At 63.6% G+C, this 19,632-nt stretch carries 18 protein-coding genes and 1 tRNA gene; 13 read left to right on the top strand and 6 right to left on the bottom strand.

The genetic code is table 11. The features are described 5' to 3' along the window. The first annotated feature begins 40 nt into the window (after positions 1–40). The 9 genes from OYT13_RS16640 to OYT13_RS16600 all read left to right on the top strand — a co-directional run bounded on the left by OYT13_RS16640 (position 41) and on the right by OYT13_RS16600 (position 5,267). Positions 41–1,774, top strand: coding sequence for a hypothetical protein (locus tag OYT13_RS16640; protein WP_268566641.1), 1,734 nt, complete (start codon positions 41–43; stop codon positions 1,772–1,774). 9 nt (positions 1,775–1,783) lie between these two features. Further along, a complete protein-coding gene (locus tag OYT13_RS16635; protein WP_261939060.1) occupies positions 1,784–1,960 on the top strand; it encodes a hypothetical protein in 177 nt (58 codons plus the stop codon). A 286-nt stretch (positions 1,961–2,246) separates the two neighbouring features. After that, positions 2,247–2,585 (top strand): hypothetical protein, encoded by a 339-nt coding sequence (locus OYT13_RS16630; RefSeq protein ID WP_268566640.1) that lies wholly within the window; start codon positions 2,247–2,249, stop codon positions 2,583–2,585. Beyond that, the gene (locus OYT13_RS16625) at positions 2,582–3,061 is read left to right on the top strand and encodes a glycoside hydrolase family 73 protein (RefSeq protein WP_268566639.1); all 480 of its coding nucleotides are present in this window, start codon (positions 2,582–2,584) and stop codon (positions 3,059–3,061) included. Before OYT13_RS16630 ends, OYT13_RS16625 begins: the two co-directional genes overlap by 4 nt. 76 nt (positions 3,062–3,137) lie before the next feature. After that, on the top strand, positions 3,138–3,752 hold the full coding sequence (locus tag OYT13_RS16620; protein WP_268566638.1) for a hypothetical protein: 615 nt from the start codon (positions 3,138–3,140) through the stop codon (positions 3,750–3,752). A 19-nt stretch (positions 3,753–3,771) separates the two neighbouring features. Next, entirely contained in the window at positions 3,772–4,086 is a 315-nt protein-coding gene (locus OYT13_RS16615) for a hypothetical protein (RefSeq protein WP_268566637.1), read from the top strand. Then, positions 4,083–4,397: a hypothetical protein gene (locus OYT13_RS16610; protein ID WP_268566636.1), complete on the top strand. Its 315-nt coding sequence runs from the start codon at positions 4,083–4,085 to the stop codon at positions 4,395–4,397. The genes OYT13_RS16615 and OYT13_RS16610 overlap by 4 nt, the downstream gene beginning before the upstream one ends. Positions 4,398–4,407: 10 nt before the next feature. Beyond that, positions 4,408–4,875 (top strand): hypothetical protein, encoded by a 468-nt coding sequence (locus OYT13_RS16605; RefSeq protein WP_268566635.1) that lies wholly within the window; start codon positions 4,408–4,410, stop codon positions 4,873–4,875. Continuing rightward, positions 4,872–5,267, top strand: coding sequence for a DUF1353 domain-containing protein (locus OYT13_RS16600; protein WP_268566634.1), 396 nt, complete (start codon positions 4,872–4,874; stop codon positions 5,265–5,267). Before OYT13_RS16605 ends, OYT13_RS16600 begins: the two co-directional genes overlap by 4 nt. Before the next feature lie 273 nt (positions 5,268–5,540). Here the strand turns inward: OYT13_RS16600 and OYT13_RS16595 are convergent, their stop codons facing one another. From OYT13_RS16595 to OYT13_RS16580, 4 genes are all read right to left on the bottom strand, one after another. Next, positions 5,541–6,755, bottom strand: a complete 1,215-nt coding sequence (locus OYT13_RS16595; RefSeq protein ID WP_268566633.1) for a tyrosine-type recombinase/integrase — start codon at positions 6,753–6,755, stop codon at positions 5,541–5,543. A gap of 184 nt (positions 6,756–6,939) precedes the next feature. Next, a tRNA-Thr gene (locus OYT13_RS16590) sits at positions 6,940–7,015 on the bottom strand. 203 nt (positions 7,016–7,218) lie between these two features. After that, entirely contained in the window at positions 7,219–8,241 is a 1,023-nt protein-coding gene (locus tag OYT13_RS16585) for a class 1 fructose-bisphosphatase (RefSeq protein WP_017234213.1), read from the bottom strand. A gap of 151 nt (positions 8,242–8,392) precedes the next feature. Beyond that, positions 8,393–9,676 (bottom strand): aspartate carbamoyltransferase, encoded by a 1,284-nt coding sequence (locus tag OYT13_RS16580; RefSeq protein ID WP_026131998.1) that lies wholly within the window; start codon positions 9,674–9,676, stop codon positions 8,393–8,395. Between the two features lie 134 nt (positions 9,677–9,810). Here OYT13_RS16580 and OYT13_RS16575 point away from each other — a divergent pair, with 134 nt between their 5' ends. From OYT13_RS16575 to OYT13_RS16565, 3 genes are all read left to right on the top strand, one after another. Beyond that, positions 9,811–10,731, top strand: coding sequence for a LysR substrate-binding domain-containing protein (locus OYT13_RS16575; RefSeq protein ID WP_026131997.1), 921 nt, complete (start codon positions 9,811–9,813; stop codon positions 10,729–10,731). A 512-nt stretch (positions 10,732–11,243) separates the two neighbouring features. Further along, a complete protein-coding gene (locus OYT13_RS16570) occupies positions 11,244–12,662 on the top strand; it encodes an MFS transporter (protein ID WP_017234210.1) in 1,419 nt (472 codons plus the stop codon). A gap of 57 nt (positions 12,663–12,719) precedes the next feature. After that, positions 12,720–13,313 (top strand): class I SAM-dependent methyltransferase, encoded by a 594-nt coding sequence (locus OYT13_RS16565; RefSeq protein WP_017234209.1) that lies wholly within the window; start codon positions 12,720–12,722, stop codon positions 13,311–13,313. Positions 13,314–13,347: 34 nt separating this feature from the next. Here the strand turns inward: OYT13_RS16565 and OYT13_RS16560 are convergent, their stop codons facing one another. Continuing rightward, positions 13,348–14,271: a LysR family transcriptional regulator gene (locus OYT13_RS16560; protein ID WP_017234208.1), complete on the bottom strand. Its 924-nt coding sequence runs from the start codon at positions 14,269–14,271 to the stop codon at positions 13,348–13,350. A gap of 135 nt (positions 14,272–14,406) precedes the next feature. Between OYT13_RS16560 and metE the strand changes: the two genes are divergently transcribed. Further along, positions 14,407–16,713, top strand: a complete 2,307-nt coding sequence (gene metE / locus OYT13_RS16555) for a 5-methyltetrahydropteroyltriglutamate--homocysteine S-methyltransferase (RefSeq protein ID WP_268566632.1) — start codon at positions 14,407–14,409, stop codon at positions 16,711–16,713. Positions 16,714–16,818: 105 nt separating this feature from the next. Here the strand turns inward: metE and pepN are convergent, their stop codons facing one another. Next, a complete protein-coding gene (gene pepN, locus OYT13_RS16550) occupies positions 16,819–19,530 on the bottom strand; it encodes an aminopeptidase N (RefSeq protein ID WP_268566631.1) in 2,712 nt (903 codons plus the stop codon). Positions 19,531–19,632 lie beyond the last annotated feature (102 nt).

The following is a 19,632-nucleotide window of genomic DNA, read 5'->3' as shown; positions in this document are numbered from 1 at the left end:
GGTCGCCAAGTGCGGCCCTTTTTCATTTCGGGGGCAATCCTTGAATCGTCTTATCACACAGATTGGCCAGTCGATCTACGAGTGGTTTTTCACGAAGCCGGCGCAGGACAGTATGGTCGCGCTGGGTAAGCTTTCTGCGGCCGTGCTGGGCACGTCGCCAATCGCGAACGGACTCGCGTGCACGCCAACGTCCCCGGCCACACTTCAGGTGACGATCGGTGCGGGTGAACTCTATGCGCTGGCACCGCTCGAGGCATCGGTCTATGGCACGTTGCCTGCCGATACCACGCACCAGGTTGTCAAGCAGGGGATTTCGCTCGATCCGGTGCTCGTGTCGTGTGCGCCGCCGCTGACAGCGGGCCAGGCAATCAACTATCTGATTCAGGTCCAGTATCAGGATCAGGACGTGAGCCTCGACCCGACGACTGGCAGCTCCACCCCGGTCGTGCTTCAGTTTTACAACTCGTCGAACCCTTCCCAGCCCTGGCAAGGCCCTAACGACAGCGGGCAGACCAGCAACACCATCAGGAAGGGAATTGTGGCGGTTCAGGCGAAGGCGGGTATCGCTGCGCCGACTGGATCGCAGGTAACGCCTGCACCGGATGGCGGGTGGACGGGGCTGTGGGTTGTCACTGTAGCGAACGGTCAAACCACGATCACGGCCGGCAGCATTACGCAATTCAATGGTGCGCAAATTCTGTCTGAAACGCTTACGCAGAAGATCAGCCAGGCAAGCGGTGACGCACGATATGCGGCGCTCGCTGGGCTGTCATCGCAAGTGTTCTCGGTCGCGCAAGCGACGCAGTCACAGCACGCCATGCCGCTCGGCCAAGTTCAGGCGTCGATCGGTGATTCCGGCTCTCCGTCCTTCCGGAACAAGCTCGCGAACGGATGGGCCTACATCGCTCAGGATGCCGTGCGCAGCCTATCGACGAGTCCGCAGTACGGCTTGGTCGACATGGCATCTGGTTGGGCCTCCGGTGGGGCGGTAAGCGCCGGGACGATCACGCAGGACGCGGCATCACCGGTTGGTCGCACCGGGTATGCCTTTAAGTTGGCGGCGGTCACGCTCACGGGCGCAGGGCAAGTGTCTTGGCGCTATCGAATGGATTCGGCGAACGCGCTGGAGTTCAAGAACCAGACAGCGCAATTTCAGATTGCCGTGCAGCACGATGTCGGCGCTGCGATCAACTACACGGTGATCGTGCGCAAGCCCACCGCGCTCGACAACTTTGCGTCGACAACCACAATTGCAACTTCGGCCTCTACATCAGTTTCAAGCGGCACGCCGACGAAGCTGATTCCGTTCCCCGCTGGACAGGCGCTCGGCGACGTATCGAATGGGCTGGAAATCGAGGTTCAGGCCGCGTGTGGTGCGATCACCGCCAAGAACTTCTGGTTCACGGAATGGCAGTTGGAAGAGGGCACGAAGGCAACGCCGTTCGAGTTCAGGCCGATCACTGTAGATACGGCCGCGTGCGAGCGCGTCTTCCAGAAGATCGGTTTCAGCGCGAATACCTACACGCTTGGCCAGCGAGGTAACGCGGCCGCCGCGAACACCCAATACATGAACGCCTTCTACCGAACCCGGATGCGGGCGGCTCCGGCCGGAAGTGTCGTGGGGACCTGGGTGGTCAGCAACTGCTCGCAGCCCGGCATATCGGCATGTTCCGACAACTCGACGCTGATTCTCACCACAGCAACGGCGGCCGGTGATTTCTACTTCCTGCTCAATTCCGCGAGTACCGGCATTGTGCTGGACTCTCGTCTCTAAGGAGCCATCGTGGCCACTATTCAATTTCAGCAGATGAAAGACCCCATCACGATGGAGGTGCGGGCAAACGTCATCCAGTACACGGATGACGACGGCGGAGTGTGGACCGTGCCGCAGGGACATCGTTTCTGGGACATCTACGAAAAGTGGCTGTCGGCGGGAAATTCGCCGTTGCCGGCTGCCTAGCGAGGCCGCGCCGACGACGAGCCGCCGGTGAGTGCGCGCACCAACATATCGGCCACCCTCGGGTAGTTTTTTTGTTGCCCGCCGCGCGCGGGCACTTTCCCCAGAGGAACACATGCCACGAATTGATGCTGTCACTGCTGCCGGCAGGGACGGGCCCGCGATTGTTTATCAGGTCGTGCCGCTTGCTTCGGCAAGGTGACAGAGCAATATCTGCCGCAGTCGCCTAAGAGCGAATTCGATAGTGTAACCAAGCCGCCTACGGGCGGCTTTTCATTTCCGGGGATCAATGGAACCGAGCGAAATCATGGACATGCCCGAGGAAGATTTTCGGCGTCACGTCGCTCTGCGCATGAGCGCGCAGGATATTGCCATCGCGGAGAACACGGCGTTGACGCAGCAGGTTGCCGACGACACTGCATTCATTCGCAGCGCCTGGGCGGAAGGCATTGTCGCCGTGCGCTTTGGCTGCCGCCTAGCCGCTGCCTGGCGCTTTCTCATGCGCAGCGTGTTTCTGCCATTCGTTGCGCCATTCGCAGCGCTCTATGGCATTTGGTACTACAGGCATTTTCACGAATTTCCGGACTGGCTCAGCGCCACGTTCAAATTTGTAATGGCGGTGCTATGAGCCCGGAAGATTTCATCGCAGCCATCGCGCCGGCAGCCCAGGCCTGCATGCGCCGCACCAAAATTCCCGCCAGCTTCACGATTGCTCAAGGTGCACTGGAATCGGGCTGGGGGGCGTCGCAGCTCGCGACGAAGGCCTTCAACCTGTTCGGCGTCAAGGCCGATCGCGCATGGAAGGGGCCGACGGTCATCATGCCGACCATCGAGGTCATCGGCGGCAAGCGGATCACGGTGTCGGCGCAGTGGCGCCGCTACTCGGGGTGGCAAGAGTGCATCGACGATCACGCTGCATTTCTGATGAGCAATCCCCGCTACCGTGCGGCATTCGACTTTCCAGACGGTATCAGGTTCGCCAGCGCGATCGCGGCGGCTGGATATGCCACGGACCCGGATTACGCCCGAAAGCTGACCGCAACCATTCAGGCGCGCAAGCTTGACCGGTTCGATGTGATTGGAGGTGCTGCCGGGCTTGGTTAAGCATCGCGAACAAGAGCGACAGCTCTGCCTCATGTAACTGCCGCCTTTGGGCGGTTTTTTCGTTTACGGAGTCCATATGGAGCGATGCAGCCACGGGTTGCCGCTTGAGAAGCCGTGCCACTCGTGCACGGCCGATGGCTTGGCGAAGGTGGCCGGCGAACATCTCGTCAAGGAAACCATCGTCGAGGTCGAGTACTACCCGGACCACAGCGCGCCTCGCACTGAATCGGCGACGTTCCGGCATACCAAGGCAGCGGGTCATAAAGCGGGGCTGCGGTGCGCGATCAGTGGCCAGCCCGACCCCGAATATCACCACTTGTTCTGCGAGTGGGCCGACGCAGATGCGGTCGACTGGGAGGCGGTGCGCGGAATCGCTCTCGGCGAGATCACCGAACTGCCTGTGCTCGATCTGGCGACTGATGCGCCAACCGGCGAGACGTTCCCGGCCAGCGAATCGCTCATCTGGCTGATCTGCAAACTGTCCGAGTTGCGCGGGTTCGATTGGAAGGCATTCGATCCAGCCAAGCCGGACATGTTTGTGGACTCGATGCAGAACATGCTTCCGGTCGCCGTCAAGTTCCATCGGTCGCCGACGCACGGCATCCATCACCGCAGTTTCCCGACCTACGTGTTCCAGGCGTATCCCCGCAAGTTGGGGTTCGTGTTCACCCCAGACGAAGTGCCTCACTAACCAACCTGAAAGGAATGTCATGAACATCAAGCAAAAAATTGTGGTGTATCTCGGGCTCGTGCTGCTGTTGATAGCGGTCCTGGCGCTGTGGGCCGTGTTCGCCTACAACGGCAAGACCGACGTCGGCGCGTTCATTGCGCAGATCGGCGGCCTAGTGACCATCATCATCGCAGCAATCAGTGCAGTGGGCGGCTTCCACTCGGCGCAGTCGGGCGGCTCGGCACTTCTTGCGGGCGTCTCGCTTTTGCCGTCGAACGATACGGCGGCTGTGCCGTCGGCCGGCACCAACGCTGCCCCAGATCCCGTGACGCCGCCGGTTGGCTCCTCGCAATGATTCGCGCCGCGCTCGCGTGTGCGGTTGGCCTGGCGCTGTCGGCCTGCGTTGGCACTGCCCGGTATGAGGTGCGGCCGTTCTATGACTCGGCTGGCCGGCTGATCTGCTGCGAGGCATCCGTCTCAAGCAGCAAGGACGTCGGTGCCGTTACCGTGCGCGTCAGTAACACCCCCGATGGCTTCAGCCTCGACTTCGGCGAGACCGGCGTTTCCGCCAGCGCGCCGATCACCGCCGGCGGCGGCATCGCTTCCAGCATCTCGGCCGCAGTCACCAGCGCGGCGGCTGCCGCCGTCAAGCTCACCACCCCGTAAGGAAATCACCATGAAGAAGATCCTCGTGCTGCTTGCGGCAGGCATTGCCGCGTTCATCGCGGCTGGCTGCGCCAGCCAGTCGGCGACCATCCCACCGGTTGCCATCCAATCGCCCGCGCAGATCGCCGCTCGCGCGTGCCCATTGCTGACGGACGAACTCAGCACGCTTGCGCTCGCCGGCGTGTTCACTGGCGGCGCGCAGGACACGCTGACGAAAGAGATTCAGCCTGCAGTTGACAAGGTATGCGAGGCCGGTGCGGTTCCGACGCAGTTGAGCCTTCAGACGCTCTCGAAGTCCGTTACCCCGCTGCTCGTCGCTTTGGTGAAGGCATCCAGCCTACCGGACGTGGACAAGACGAAGGCGATCCTCGTGATTGGCACCTCGAAGGCGGTGCTCGATACCGCGCTCATCGCGCTCGCGCCTCCTGCTGCTGCTGCAGAGGTGCCTGCGGCAGCTTCGGCGCCAGTCGCAAAATGAGCAGGTTCCTGACGAACCTGGCCGTCACGCTAGTGAGCGACGCGACGAACTCGGGACGCGGCACGTGGCGGCTCACGGCGCCGCTGGTATATCGTTCCGATGTCGCCGGCCAAACGTTCGCCGTGCCAACCGGCTTCGAAACCGACTTTGCATCGGTCCCGCGCGCGCCGGTGGCGTTCCTGCTTACGGCAGATAGCGCCCACGAGGCTAGCGCACTTCACGACTGGCTGTATTCCACACATCCTGTCGACAGGGCGACGGCGGACGCGATCCTGAAAGAAGCATCGATTGCGTCCGGCGTGCCGGCGTGGCGTGCGTGGTTGATGTATTGGGGCGTGCGGCTCGGCGGGGCATCGCATTGGTCGACGAATGCCGCAGCACGCGCGCAGTGAAGTCGGAAAAGATAATCATCGTGAGCAAAAAATAAAATATGATCGCTTAGATTATCTTTTCTCCGTCCGCCACCATTGCGGGGCGCTAGCGGTTCGGGGCGTCAGGTATCCCGGGCAGTTCTCCCCGCCGCTGCCGCTGATCGGAAAGAAGCGCCTGAAGCCTGGATCGCCATCGGTGGCATCTTGGGCGTTGCTTCGTTCTTCCGCGGCAAGATGCAGGCTGACCCGAGCGTTAAAACGGACAATCGGGGGTAAGCGTGCCATCGAGGGGCGTCACTTTGCAGATTCCCGTAACTGGTCGAGATAGTCTGCCCATCGCTGCATGATGGCGCGGCGCTGCTGCACGTGGCTCGTGCGGTTGTAGGCGCGCCCGAGTGAGTCGCGCACCTTGTGCGCGAGTTGCGCTTCGATATGATCGACGTTCTCCTCGAGCACTTCATCTAGGATCGTGCGTGCCATTGCGCGGAAGCCATGCCCGGTCATGATCGTGCTGTCGTAGCCGAGGCTGCGCAGAGCCGCATTCACTGTGCTGTCGCTCATCGGCCGATCGCTGCCGCGCGCGCCGCGGAACACGTACTTGTGTGTTCCCGTGAAGCGATGCAGTTCGCGCAGCAGTTCGACGGCCTGTGTTGGCAGTGGCACGATGTGCGGGCGCCCGTACAATTTGCCATCCTTGCGCCGCTTCATGCGTTTAGGCTGAATCACCCACAGCGCCTCCTCTAGATCCACCTCATCCCATTCAGCCATACGCAGTTCACCGGGGCGCTGGAACAGCATCGGCGCGAGCTTCAATGCGATCCTAACGGTGTGCGTACCAGCGTAGCCATCGATCGAGCGCAGCAACTGGCCGACCTGTTTCGGATCGGTGATCGCGGCGAAGTGGCTGACCTCGACCGGCTTCAGGGCATCGCGCAGGTCTGAGGTGATATCGCGGCGGGCACGGCTGGTGCCGATCGCGTACCGCATGACCTGGCCGGTCGTGTCGCGCAAGCGGTGCGCTGTCTCATGCTTGCCTTCGCGCTCGACGCGCACCAGCACCTCGAGCAAGTCCGGCGGCTCGATATCCCCGATGCGCTTATCGCCCAACCATGGGAAGGCGTAAAGCTCGAACCGGCGCATGACCTTCTCGGCGTACTTCTCGGACCAGCCGGATTTGACCTTGCCGAACCACTCTCGAGCGACGATCTCGAAACTGTCGTCGGCATTGACGCGCGTGGCACGCTTCTCGGCCTTTCTCGCCGCGCCCGGGTCTGCGCCGTTGGACAACTGCATGCGGGCCTCGTCGCGCCGCCTACGCGCTTCCGCGAGGGTGATCTCGGGATAGCTGCCCAGGGCGAGCAACTTCTCCTTACCTCCGAATCGGTATTTCAGCCGCCAGTGCTTCGAGCCGTTGGGCATGATCTGCACGTACATGCCGGCGGTGTCGGTGAGGCGATATTGCTTCTCGCGCGGCGCGGCCTTGCGCACCTCGACGTCGGTAAGGGCCATCTGTCGATTCCCGGTGGGGTGGGGGTATCGAAATGCGGGGGTATGGCCTGCTACCCCCAAGGATACCCCCATGCTTGTCAGTATTCAGGGGTATCAGATGGTACTACATGCGCAAATAAAAAAGCCGCCAGGCTATATGCCACGGCGGCTTTCGTACTTCATCGCATTCCAAAAAACAGGCTTTTGGTGCCGGAGAGAGGAATCGAACCCCCGACCTTCTCATTACGAATGAGCTGCTCTACCGACTGAGCTACTCCGGCGCTGCGAAGAAGTGAGATAATAGCAGACTTTGCCCGTTTGTCACTACCTTTTCCAAAGATTTTTTACTGTCTTTGCGTGAGTTACGCGTAAATCTTTGAAATCTCAGACATTCAGCGCTTTCGTCGTCGCGAAGCATTTTTCCCAATCACGGGCTCGCGTCATGCGGCCTTCGCAACGACGATCCATCCGCCTTGATTCCGCTTCATTCGCCCTGTTTCGTACCCGCTTCCAGGTGATAGCCCGTCACGCGCTCGACTTCATGCTTCGAGCCGAGGAACACCGCCACGCGCTCATGCAACTTTTGCGGTTGAATTTCCAGAATGCGCTGCACGCCGTTCGTCGCCGCGCCACCCGCCTGTTCGACCAGGAAGCTCATCGGGTTCGCTTCATACATGATGCGCAGCTTGCCGGGCTTGTCCGGATCGCGCTTGTCGGCCGGGTACATGAACACACCGCCGCGCGTGAGAATGCGATGCACGTCGGCCACCATCGAGGCGATCCAGCGCATGTTGAAGTCCTTGCCGCGCACGCCTTCCTTGCCTTGCAGCAGCTCGTTGATGTAACGCTGCACCGGCGCATGCCAATGACGCTCGTTCGACATGTTGATCGCGAACTCCTTGGTGTCCTCCGGAATGCGCATGCCTTCCTGCGTGAGCACCCACGACCCCATCTCGCGATCGAGCGTGAAGCAGTTCACGCCGTGACCCGTTGTCAGCACCAGTACCGTTTGCGGGCCATACACCGCGTAACCGGCCGCGACCTGTTGCGTGCCCGGTTGCAGGAAGTCCTTCTCGGTCGGATCCGTCACGCCGTCCGGACAACGCAGCACCGAGAAAATCGTGCCGATCGACACGTTCACGTCGATATTCGACGAGCCGTCGAGCGGATCGAACATCAACAGATACTCGCCCTGCGGATAACGGTTCGGAATATGGAAGACGTCTTCCATCTCTTCCGATGCCATCGCCGCCAGATGACCGCCCCATTCGTTCGCTTCGAGCATGATTTCGTTGGAGATCACGTCGAGCTTCTTCTGCACTTCACCCTGGACGTTTTCGCTGCCGGCGCTGCCCAGCACGCCGCCAAGCGCGCCCTTGGACACGGCATGGCTAATCGACTTGCACGCGCGCGCGACCACTTCGATCAGCAGGCGCAGCTCAGCAGGAATATTGTCGAACTCCCGCTGCTGTTCGATGAGATATTGGGTAAGGGTCTTGCGCCGCATGTGGGCCTCCGGGAAAGCAAAAAAGCGTACCGATTCGAGATGGACGCAATTTTACTCGTAAAGACACACTGCCCCCGCGAAAAATCCTTGGGGGCAGTGCAATTTCAGGTGTGTCTGAGGTCGGTTTCGGTGTTTTCCGAGCGACGACCGATCAGTCGAGGCCGTCGAACAGGGCGTCGTCCGGGCCGATGTGCGAAGGCGCGCGCCACGCGGCGTCGCGCATGCTGTGCTGCACCTGCTTGTCCACGCCGAGCAGGATCGCGAAGATCGCCATGCGCACCGGAATGCCGTTGTCGGTCTGACGGAAGATCGCCAGGCGCGGGTCGTGATTCAGGTCCGTCGACAGATCGTTGGCGCCGGGCCGGCTGTCACGCGGCAGCGGGTGCATGATGATCGTGCGGGCGTCGCAGTACTGATTGATCAGCGCTTCGTTGATCTGGAAGTCCGGCGTATAGCCCTCGATGGCCTCATCGGCGAAGCGTTCCTTCTGGATGCGCGTGGCGTACACCACATCCGCACCGTTCAGATCGGCGAGCGAGTGGCTCTGCACGATCACGTGACCATTTTGCGAGATCTGATCGAGGATGTACGTCGGCATTTCCAGCGACGGCGGCGAGATCAACGTAAACTTCAGGCCGCGGTACAGGGCGAGCAGCTTGATGAGCGAGTGCACCGTGCGGCCGTAGCGCAGGTCGCCGACCATCGCGACATGCGCGCCGTCGACCAGCTTGCCCAGACGCGAAAATTCCCGGCCGATCGTGTACAGGTCGAGAATCGCCTGGCTCGGGTGTTCGCCCGGGCCGTCGCCGCCGTTGATCACGGGAATGTTCGTGGCGCGCGCAAACTCGGCGACCGAACCCTTTTCCGGGTGACGTACGACGAGCGCGTCGACATATCCGCTCATCACGCGACTCGTGTCGTAAATCGACTCGCCCTTGGCCATCGACGAGAACGTGAAGCCGGTCGTGTCGCACACCGAGCCGCCCAGGCGACAAAAGGCTGCGCCAAAGCTTACGCGGGTACGCGTGCTGGCTTCAAAGAACAGATTGCCGAGCACCGCGCCTTCGAGCACGCGCGAAATCTTTTGCCGGCGTGCAATCGGTTGCATGATATCGGCAACGTGGAACAGGGCTTCGAGCGAATCGCGCGAGAACTGGTCGACCGAGATCAGATGCGGCTTGCCGTCGAGGCCCATGCGTTCACGCAGCGGTTTGTGTGCGCTTTGCGTAGATTCCGAGGACGGAGCTTCGCGACCGAGGATTTCACCGACGAATTTCTCCACGATGCTCGGCATCGTGCGATATTCGCTCGAGTCCTCCGGCAGCAGCCAGGTGTCGAGGGCGCGCCGGCGAACGCCGATGCGCTCGGCGAAGCTGTCGCGGGTCATGTTCAGGCGGCGCATCGCGTCGCGCAGGAAAGTCTGCTGTGCACTCATGGTCGGGTCGGCAGGGAGGTGTACGCGATGCGTATAATAGGCGTCGATTCGTTGTTTGTCCAGCAAAAGACGTGCCCCGCGCGGGGCCGCGCCAGCCGGGCGTTTCCGGCATTTCCGGCGTATGCCGTACGGGTATGGAAAACCTTCTCCGCAAGCTAGACCTTACATCGTTGCGCCTTTTCGTGGCCGTGTGCCAGGAGCGGAGCATGGCGCGCGCCGCCGAGCGCGAATTCATTGCGCCGTCGGCGATCAGCCGGCGCATTGCCGACATCGAGGCGATCGTCGGCCTCCCGCTCATCCAGCGTCATCAGCGCGGTATTACCGTCACGCCGGTGGGCGAGACGGTGCGCCGCTATGCCGAACACATTCTCGGCACCATCGAATCGCTGGGGGCGGAGTTGTCGCAGTTCCACGAGGGTGCGCGCGGCAGTGTGCGCATCGCGGCGAACCTGTCGGCCATCGTGCAGTTCCTGCCGGAAGATCTGGCCGCGTTCGGCCGAGTGTTTTCCGCCGTGGACGTCGAGCTCGACGAACAGCACAGCAACGAAGTGCTCCAGCGCGTGGCCGAGCGGGCCGTGGACGTCGGAATCTGCAACGCCGTCGAAGGCATCGAGGCGTTCACGATGGTGCCGTACCGCCGCGACCGCCTCGCCGTGATTCTGCCCGCTGGACATCCGCTGGCCGCGCGTGCGGGCGAGATCCCGTTCTCGGCCTGTGCCGGCGAGACGCTGGTGGGCCTTCAAGGCAACAGCGCACTCACGCAGTTGCTGCGCCAGCAGGCGAGCGCAGCAGGGGCGCCGTTGCGGATCAAGATTCGCGTGTCCAGTCTCGACGCGTTGTGCCGCATGGCGCATGCGGGCCTGGGCATTGCCATCGCACCCGAGCAGGTCGGTCAACTCTACGTGGGCAAGCTCGATGTGGTTGTGCGCCCGCTGACCGACGAGTGGGCGCATCGCCAGCTCTGGCTCGTGTTCCCCTCGCGCGAGCAGTTGAGTGCGACAGCATCCGCCGTGGTGAATTTCCTCGCACAAGGGCAGGCGGGATCCGGGCTGTAACGGGAACTCGCGACGCGCGAAGGCCTTTCATCGGCTCGTCGGCGGCACGCCGGCGGCCCAAGGCGCCCCCGCAACGGCTCACGCCGACGCACCGAACCGGCGATCCGCCGCGCGCGCCTCACTTCGCAAACGGTCACGCCGGCCTTGCCAAGACGGCACGGCAGGGCGCAAACCGCGCCGCTATGCTGTCTTCGGGAGCACGGTCCGGCTGCGACGTTCGTTTCGGTGGCTGCATTCGGTTCCTGTCCGACGTTCCGGTCATTGTGCGCGGTGCGCGGACTTGATGAATATCGCCATTTTTCGTAGTACGTGACAAAGCTGACAGGCGCGGTGTCATTCGTGGCACAATTTCGCCCCCTTGCCTGTCGATTCATGGTGTATCCGATGCGCCGGTCACGGCTCGTCAGGCGATTGCCTGCCAGCCGGTCGGCCGGGACGCGTCGGACAATGATCTGTTCGGCCATGACCGAGCGGGCCCGGAGACGATTTCCATGCTATCCCCCGACGCTTCAATGCCTTCCATGCCTCGTGCCGCTCAAGCCCCCGCTGCGGCAACCCGCCTGAGCGCCGGCGAGATCTCCGCCCGCCTCGACCGTTTGCCCCCGACGCGCACCGTCTGGAAACTGGTGGTGTTGCTCAGCCTGGGCTTCTTCTTCGAACTCTACGACCTACTGTACACGGGCTATGTGGCGCCCGGGCTGGTGAAAAGCGGCATCCTGACGCCCACGACATCGGGGTTGTTCGGGATGACGGGCGTGGCGAGCTTCATCGCGGCGCTGTTCACCGGTCTGTTCATCGGCACCATCGCCTGCGGCTTTCTCGCGGATCGGTACGGCCGTCGCGCCGTCTTCACGGGCTCGCTGCTCTGGTACACGGTGGCCAACGTCATCATGGCGTTTCAGGACACCGCCACGGGCCTTAACTTCTGGCGCTTCGTGGTGGGGCTTGGCATCGGCGTGGAGCTGGTGACGATCGGCACCTATATTGCCGAACTCGTACCCAAGCAGATTCGCGGTCGGGCGTTCGCGTGCGAACAGGCGGTCGGTTTCACCGCCGTGCCGGTCGTTGCGCTGCTCGCCTACTGGCTCGTGCCGCGCGAGTTCCTCGGCCTGGAGGGCTGGCGCTGGGTGGTGCTCATCGGCGCCCATGGTGCGGTGTTCGTCTGGTGGATTCGCCGCGCGCTGCCGGAGAGCCCGCGCTGGCTAGCGCAGAAGGGGCGCCTCGACGAGGCGGACCGCGTCTTGTCAGAACTCGAAGCGAAGGTCGCCCGCGAATACGGCAAACCGCTGCCGCCCCCGGGCGAGCCGGAGCGGGTCGTGCCGAAGGGCGCGTTTCGCGACATGTGGGTGCCGCCGTATCGCAAGCGCGCGATCATGATGATTCTGTTCAACATCTTCCAGACGGTCGGCTTCTACGGCTTCGCCAACTGGGTGCCGACGCTGCTCATCAAGCAGGGGATTACCGTGACGACGAGTCTGGCATACGCCAGCGTGATCGCGCTGGCCGCCCCCGTGGGTCCGCTGATCGGGCTGTGGATGGCAGACAAGGTCGAGCGCAAGCACGCCATCGTGTGGACGGCCGGCATCGGTATCGTGTGTGGGATCGCGTTCTCGCAGGTGACGTCGTCGTTTCTGCTCGTGGCAATGGGGATCGGCCTGACGCTCGCGAACAACATCATGTCTTACAGCTATCACGCGTATCAGACCGAACTGTTCCCCACGGGGATCCGGGCGCGCGCCGTCGGCTTCGTCTATTCGTGGAGCCGCTTCTCTGCGATCTTCACGGCGTTCCTGATCGCCGCCGCGCTGCGCCATTTCGGGGTGACCGGGGTGTTCGTGTTCATCTCCTGCGCGATGCTGATCGTCATGCTCGCCATTGGCCTGATGGGCCCGCGCACGCGTGACATCGCGCTGGAGAAAATCTCGCAGTAAGGCATAGTGCCACGCGCTGACGCGGTCATTCCCCGCTGGCTTCCGGAGTCGCCGATCATGACGGATCTGCAAACAGAAGCGGCCTACGAGGCCAACGCCGTTCGTTACAACGAGGACTGGTGCAACCAGCCGCCGCCGGACGACATGTACGCACTGCTGGTGCGCCATTTCGTCCCCGGTGGACGCACGATCGATGTGGGCTGCGGCAACGGACGCGATGCCGCCTGGCTCGCGCAGCAAGGGTTCGACGTGGTCGGCTACGACAGTTCGCCCGCGCTCGTCGAACTGGCGCGTCAATCGTTTCCGTCGGTGACGTTTCACCTCGGGCACCTCCCGGGACTGGAGGGCGTGACGGCGCAGTTCGATAACGTGGTGTGCGAGACGGTGCTGATGCATCTGCCCGCGAATGATGTGCCGCAGGCGGCCGCCCGGCTCTGGGCGCTCGTGCGTCCGGGGGGCGTGCTTTACGTTTCATGGCGTGTCACCGAGGGTGACGATCTTCGCCATGCGGACGGACGGCTCTATAGCGCCTTCTCGCCCGACGTGGTGCGCGCTGCCCTTCACGGCGGCGTTGTCTTGCACGAGGAAGACGTCACCAGCGCGAGTTCCGGTAAGCGAGTGTGCCGTCTGGTCGTACGTCGCCCGGCATGACACCGCGGATGGCTATCGGCCGCGCGACGCCGCGTCAGAGCAATTCGATTTCCGGAAGCGTGAGCAGGCTCGTCTCGCGCATGAGCGAGACGAATTCGCCGATATAGGGACGCGCGGTGATCGCTGGCAACGTTGCCGCCCAGAGTTCCGCGGTGAGCCCTTGCGGTGTGATCGGGCGCGCGCTCACATAGCGGCGCTCGAGATAGCCCGACACGGCCCACAGCGGCAGGGCAGCCAGCCCGCGCCGGCTGGCGACCAGTTGCAGAATCGCCACCGTCAACTCGGTGGTACGGCGCGTCGGTTCGATCCCTGCGGGACGCAGTACCTGACGCACGATATCGAGCATGTCGTCGGGCACGGGATAGGTGATGAGCGTTTCGTCACGGAAGTCCGCGGCGTCGAGATACGGTTTGCCGGCGAGCGGATGGTCGTTCGCCATGAGCGCCATCATCTGGAAGCGGAACAGCGGGTGGAAATCGACCGCCTCGCCTTCTTCACGTTCGGAAATGATCGCCAGATCGGCGCGGTCCTGATGCAACAGCCCGATGGGGTCGGCATGAAAGCCCGACACGATATCGAGTTCGACTTCCGGCCAGCGTTGCCGGAAGGCATCCATCGCGGGCATCAGCCAATCGAAACACGTGTGGCACTCGACCGCGATGCGCAGCGTGCCCTGGGTGCCCTGCGCAAGCCGCGTGAGGTCGCGACCCGCTTCGTCGACGGCCGGTACGACTTCTTCCGCCAACGCCAGCAGCCGCTTGCCCGCGGGGGTGAACACCAGCGGCGACGACTTGCGCACGAACAGCGGCAAGCCATAGAAATCCTCCAATGCCTTGATCTGATGCGAGAGCGCCGACTGCGTCAGGTGCAGCCACAGCGCCGCACGCGAAACGCTGCCCGTATCGCGCAGCGCGAGCAACGTCTGCAGATGGCGAAGTTCGATGGGAGTGCGTTGCATGAATAAAATTAATAATAAATGGCAAAAACTTTCGTTTGAATAATACACGGATGGCCGGGATACTGCCAGCCTGGGCGGGCATTGCCCGCAGACGACGACTTCGCAACATCGCACGCTTCCCGGAAGGACACCCCCATGGCTCAGGCCCACGTACTCGGATTGCCGCGCATCGGCGCACACCGTGAACTCAAATTCGCCGTCGAGGCGTTCTGGCGCGGCGAGATGAGCGCCACCGCGTTGCAAGAGATCGGACGGCAGATTCGCGCGGCCAACCGGCGCGCGCAGCGCGAGGCGGGGCTCGACTGGATCACCGTCGGCGACTTCCATTGGTACGACCACGTGCTCTCGACGCTGGCGCTCGTCGGCGGGCTGCCGGCGCGCTTTGGCTGGGCGCCCGCAGCGCTCAGCCTCGACGACTACTTCGTCGCTGCGCGGGGCGATGCTGGCCAAAGCGCGATGGAAATGACCAAGTGGTTCGATACGAATTACCACTATCTCGTGCCGGAATACTCGCCGCAGACGCGTTTCGGCGAGGGCACCGAGTGGCTGTTCGACGACGTGGCGGAAGCGCTGGCCGAGGGCGGAAGCGTCAAGCCGGTGTTGCTCGGCCCGCTTTCGCTGCTGTACCTGGGCAAAGAGAAGAACGGCCTGGCCGACCGTCTCTCGTTGCTGCCCGACCTGCTCACGCAATATGAGCGGGTGCTGGCGCGCCTGAAGACGCAAGGCGTGACGTGGGTGCAGATCGACGAGCCGATTCTGGCGCTCGACCTGCCCGAGCCGTGGCGCGACGCCTTCACGCCTGTGTATCACCGTCTCGCGCCCGTCGCCCCATCACTGCTGCTCGCCACGTACTTTGGCGATGTCAGCGAGCACGCGGCGCTGCTGGCGGCGTTGCCCGTGGCCGGGGTGCATCTCGACGGCGTGCGTGCACCGAAGCAACTCGACACATTCGCCGCGCAGTGGCCGCAACAGAAGGTGCTGTCTGTGGGAGTGGTCGATAGTCGAAACGTCTGGCGCTGCGATCTGGCGAAGGCGAGGGCGTTGCTCGTGCCGTTGGCGGATGCGCTCGGGGACCGGCTGTGGGTGGCGTCGAGCGGCTCGCTGATGCACTGCCCGGTCGACCTGGCGAGCGAAGGGCGTCTGGACAAGGAAGTGCGCACTTGGCTCGCCTTTGCCGTGCAGAAGCTTGCTGAAGTGGCGTTGCTGCGCCGCTCGCTGGACGCTGCGGCGTTCGCGAGCGCCGACGTAAGCGCCGCCTTCGTCGCCGATGCCACCGCGCAGGCCGCGCGCCGAACGTCGCCGCGCATTCACAACAGCGTGGTGCAAAAGCGTCTGGCGGCGCTCACCGACGCGCACGCGCGCCGTGCGTCCGACTACCCAGCGCGTGCCAGCGCGCAGCGCGCGTGGCTCAAGCTGCCCGTACTGCCGACGACGACCATCGGATCGTTCCCGCAGACGCCGGCGATTCGTCGGGCGCGAGCCGACTTCAAGCGACGCGCGCTGTCGCATCTCGATTACCTGGAGACGATGCGTGCGCAGATTCGTCTGGCCGTCGAGAAGCAGGAAGCGTATGGACTCGACGTGCTCGTGCATGGCGAGGCCGAACGCAACGACATGGTCGAGTACTTCGGCGATCTGCTGTGGGGCTTCGTGATCACCGAGCAAGGCTGGGTGCAGAGCTACGGTTCGCGCTGCGTGAAGCCGCCGGTGATTTACGGCGACGTGTACCTGCCCGAGCCGATGACCGTCACATGGAGCGCTTATGCGCAGCAACTGACGGACAAGCCGGTCAAGGGCATGCTGACCGGCCCGGTGACGATGCTGCAATGGTCGTTCGTGCGCGACGATCAGCCGCGCGAACTCACGGCGTTGCAGATTGCGCTGGCGCTGCGCGAGGAAGTGGCTGCGCTGGAGAAGGCGGGCGTGCGGGTGATTCAGATCGACGAACCTGCGCTGCGTGAGGGGCTACCGTTGCGCGAGGGCGATTGGCCGTCGTATCTGGCGTGGGCGGTGCGCGCGTTCCGCGTGTGTTCATCGGGCGTGGCCGACGACACGCAGATCCATACGCATATGTGCTATTCGGAGTTCCACGACATTCTGCCGTCGATTGCGGCGCTCGATGCCGACGTGATCTCCATCGAGACCACGCGCTCCGACATGGAACTGCTTGGCGCCTTCGAGGCCTTCGCGTATCCGAACGAGATCGGCCCGGGCGTGTACGACATTCACTCGCCGCGCGTGCCGTCGCAGGCGGAGATGGAGCATCTGATCGAGGCGGCGCTCACACGCATTCCGGCCGAGCGTCTGTGGGTCAACCCGGATTGCGGGTTGAAGACGCGCGACTGGGCGCAGGTCGATCACGCGTTGACGAATATGGTTGCCGCCGCGAATGCCGTGCGCAAGCGTCTGTCGGCGGGGCAGCGGCAGGTGTTGGCTGCCTGACGTTGCGGTCGTCTCCGGCGTGGGGCATTCAAGACAAAACGCCGCTGATGCACGGGCGCATCGGCGGCGTTTCTTGCGTTGCGGGGCCGGTCAGCCCAGGTCAGCTCAGGCGAGCGATTTTTCGACGATCTCGCGCACATCCTTCGACAGTGCCGCGTGCTGCGAGACTTGCTGCAACGCCTCACGCATGCGCTCGCGCAGGGCGGGCGTGTATTTGCGCCAGCGGTCGAGCACGCGAGCCAGCCGGGCGGCCACCTGCGGGTTCAGCGCGTCGAGCGCGAGGACCTGTTCGGCCCAGAATCGATAACCGGAACCGTCGGCCGCATGGAACTGCGCGGGATTGCCGCTGCAGAAGCTGAAAATCAGCGAGCGCGCGCGGTTGGGGTTCTTCAGCGTAAAAGCCGGATGCCCCATGAGGGCGCGCACCCCGTCGATCACGCAATGGCCGCCGTCGCCGCGTTGCATGGCTTGCAGCGCGAACCACTTGTCGATGGCGAGCGGCTCGTGCTCGAAGCGCTGATAGAAGTCTGCCAGTACCTCGGCGGCATGGAGCGACCCATGTGCCGCGTCGCTCTCGCGCGCGGCGCCGCCGCGTTGTACGAGCGCGGTGAGCGCGGCGAAACGGTCGGTCATGTTGTCGGCCGAGTCGTATTGGGTGCGCGCGGTCTGCGCGATACCCGCATCCGAGAGTTCCATCAGGTACGACAGCGCGAGGTTCTTCAGCGCGCGCTCGCCCGCCGAGGCGGCGTCCGGGCGGTAGGCGCCCGGCACGCGATGGTTGTGATACGCGGCGAGCCACTCGGTATGCAGCGATGCGGCCAGACGCTGACGCAGATACTGACGTGCCGCGTGAATGGCCGCCGGGTCGATTTCCGTCATCTGCTCGCCGAGATACGACTCGGCCGGCAGCGTGAGCGCTTGCGCGCGGAAGGCGGGGTCGAGCGTCTCGTCGCGCAGCACCTGGCGGAAGGCTTCGAGCACATAGCTGTCGACGCTCGGCAACTGGCCCATCTGAATCGATTCGACGAGCGCCAGCAACTGACGCGTGGCCAGCCGCTGTCCCGCCTCCCAGCGGTTGAACGGATCGCTGTCGTGCGCCATCAGGAACGCGAGTTCGTCGATGGTGTACTCGTGCTCGACGATCACCGGCGCCGAGAAGCCGCGCAGCAGCGACGGCATCGGGTTGTGCGGCACGTCGACGAACGTGAAGCTCTGGCGCTCCTGCGTGAAGTCGAGCACCTGCGTGGTGGCGGCCGGCGCATCGCCGGGCTCACCGGCCAGACGCAGTGCCATGTCGCGACCGTCGCGATCGAGCAGGCCGACGGCGAACGGGATATGGAACGGCTGCTTGACGAGCTGGCTGTCCTGCAGCTCCACACCGACCTTCGGGCAGCGCTGCGTCAGCGTGAGGGTATAGGTGCGCGCGGCCTCGTCATAGGCGGCTTCGACGCTCACGCGCGGGGTGCCGGCCTGGCTGTACCAGCGGCCAAACTGCGTGAGATCGCGCTGATTGGCATCGGCCATCGCGGCGCGGAACTCGTCGCACGTGACCGCCTGCCCGTCGTGACGCTCGAAGTACAGGTCCATGCCCCGGCGGAAGCCCTCGCGCCCGAGCAGCGTCTGATACATGCGCACGACTTCGGCGCCCTTTTCGTAGACGGTGACCGTGTAGAAGTTGTTGATTTCGACGTAGCTCTCGGGACGCACCGGGTGCGCCATCGGACCGGCGTCTTCCGGGAACTGGGCCTGACGCAGCACGCGCACGTCGTCGATACGCTTGACGGCGCGGCCCGACTCGGAGCCCATCATGTCGGCCGAGAATTCCTGATCGCGGAACACGGTCAGGCCTTCCTTCAGGCTCAACTGGAACCAGTCGCGGCAGGTCACGCGATTGCCGGTCCAGTTGTGGAAGTACTCGTGGCCCACCACGGCTTCGATGTTGCCGAAGTCGTCGTCGGTGGCGGTGGCGGCATCGGCCAGCACATACTTCGTATTGAAGATGTTCAGGCCCTTGTTCTCCATCGCGCCCATGTTGAAGTCGCTCACGGCCACGATCATGAAGCGGTCGAGATCGAGCACGCGGCCGAAGCGCTGCTCGTCCCACCGGATCGAGTTGACCAGCGAATCCATCGCATGTTCGGTCTTCTCCAGATCCTGCGGCTGTACCCAGACCTGGAGCAGCTTCTCGCGGCCGTCGCCGGCGACGAGGTGCTCCTCACGGCACACCAGTTGACCGGCGACCAGCGCGAACAGGTAGCTGGGCTTCTTGAACGGGTCGTCCCAGACGGCGAAATGACGGCCATCGGGCAGGTCGCCCTGGTCGATGAGGTTGCCGTTGGCCAGCAGCACCGGATACGCTTCGCGATCGGCGCGCAGCGTCACGGTGTACGTTGCCATCACATCCGGGCGGTCGAGGAAGTACGTGATCTTGCGAAAGCCCTCGGCTTCGCATTGCGTGAAGAAGTTGCCGCCCGAGACATACAGCCCCATGAGCGACGTGTTCTCCTGGGGGCGACAGCGCGTGACGAGCATGAGGTCGAAGGCCTCGGGGGGCGCGTCGACCGTGAGCGTTTCCTCGCCGGTGCGGTAGCCGGGCCAGGGCTTGCCGTCGAGTTCGAGGCTCACCAGTTGCAGGCCTTGCCCCACCAGTTCAAGCGCGCCGCCCGGACCCGCCGGGTTGCGGTGGACCCGCATGCGGCTGGTGACGGTGGTGACGTCGGGGGCGAGGTCGAAGTCGAGTTGGACGGTGTCGATCAGATACGCCGGGGGCGTATAGTCGGAGCGTTGGATGACACCTGCGAGGTCGGTTCTGAGCATGGACGGTGTTTTGCGGACGGCCAAGGATTTGCAAATTGTAACGGAGTGGCGGCGCCTTGGCGTTCAGGCGAGCGATTTGCTGAATTTTGCTTCGGCGCCGCC

This window comes from Pandoraea sp. XJJ-1, assembly GCF_026802345.1.
Taxonomy (GTDB): Bacteria; Pseudomonadota; Gammaproteobacteria; order Burkholderiales; family Burkholderiaceae; genus Pandoraea; species Pandoraea cepalis.
The sequence above is the reverse complement of the archived record's forward strand: the minus strand, read 5'-3'. Positions and strand labels throughout refer to the sequence as shown.

Bases quoted from the DNA above. Each gene is read 5' to 3' on its own strand.
- OYT13_RS16630 (WP_268566640.1), top strand. From the start codon at position 2,247: ATGGAACCGAGCGAAATCATGGACATGCCCGAGGAAGATTTTCGGCGT.
- OYT13_RS16625 (WP_268566639.1), top strand. From the start codon at position 2,582: ATGAGCCCGGAAGATTTCATCGCAGCCATCGCGCCGGCAGCCCAGGCC.
- OYT13_RS16620 (WP_268566638.1), top strand. From the start codon at position 3,138: ATGGAGCGATGCAGCCACGGGTTGCCGCTTGAGAAGCCGTGCCACTCG.
- OYT13_RS16615 (WP_268566637.1), top strand. From the start codon at position 3,772: ATGAACATCAAGCAAAAAATTGTGGTGTATCTCGGGCTCGTGCTGCTG.
- OYT13_RS16610 (WP_268566636.1), top strand. From the start codon at position 4,083: ATGATTCGCGCCGCGCTCGCGTGTGCGGTTGGCCTGGCGCTGTCGGCC.
- OYT13_RS16605 (WP_268566635.1), top strand. From the start codon at position 4,408: ATGAAGAAGATCCTCGTGCTGCTTGCGGCAGGCATTGCCGCGTTCATC.
- OYT13_RS16600 (WP_268566634.1), top strand. From the start codon at position 4,872: ATGAGCAGGTTCCTGACGAACCTGGCCGTCACGCTAGTGAGCGACGCG.
- OYT13_RS16595 (WP_268566633.1), bottom strand. From the start codon at position 6,755: ATGGCCCTTACCGACGTCGAGGTGCGCAAGGCCGCGCCGCGCGAGAAG.
- OYT13_RS16585 (WP_017234213.1), bottom strand. From the start codon at position 8,241: ATGCGGCGCAAGACCCTTACCCAATATCTCATCGAACAGCAGCGGGAG.
- OYT13_RS16580 (WP_026131998.1), bottom strand. From the start codon at position 9,676: ATGAGTGCACAGCAGACTTTCCTGCGCGACGCGATGCGCCGCCTGAAC.
- OYT13_RS16575 (WP_026131997.1), top strand. From the start codon at position 9,811: ATGGAAAACCTTCTCCGCAAGCTAGACCTTACATCGTTGCGCCTTTTC.
- OYT13_RS16570 (WP_017234210.1), top strand. From the start codon at position 11,244: ATGCCTTCCATGCCTCGTGCCGCTCAAGCCCCCGCTGCGGCAACCCGC.
- OYT13_RS16565 (WP_017234209.1), top strand. From the start codon at position 12,720: ATGACGGATCTGCAAACAGAAGCGGCCTACGAGGCCAACGCCGTTCGT.
- OYT13_RS16560 (WP_017234208.1), bottom strand. From the start codon at position 14,271: ATGCAACGCACTCCCATCGAACTTCGCCATCTGCAGACGTTGCTCGCG.
- metE (WP_268566632.1), top strand. From the start codon at position 14,407: ATGGCTCAGGCCCACGTACTCGGATTGCCGCGCATCGGCGCACACCGT.
- pepN (WP_268566631.1), bottom strand. From the start codon at position 19,530: ATGCTCAGAACCGACCTCGCAGGTGTCATCCAACGCTCCGACTATACG.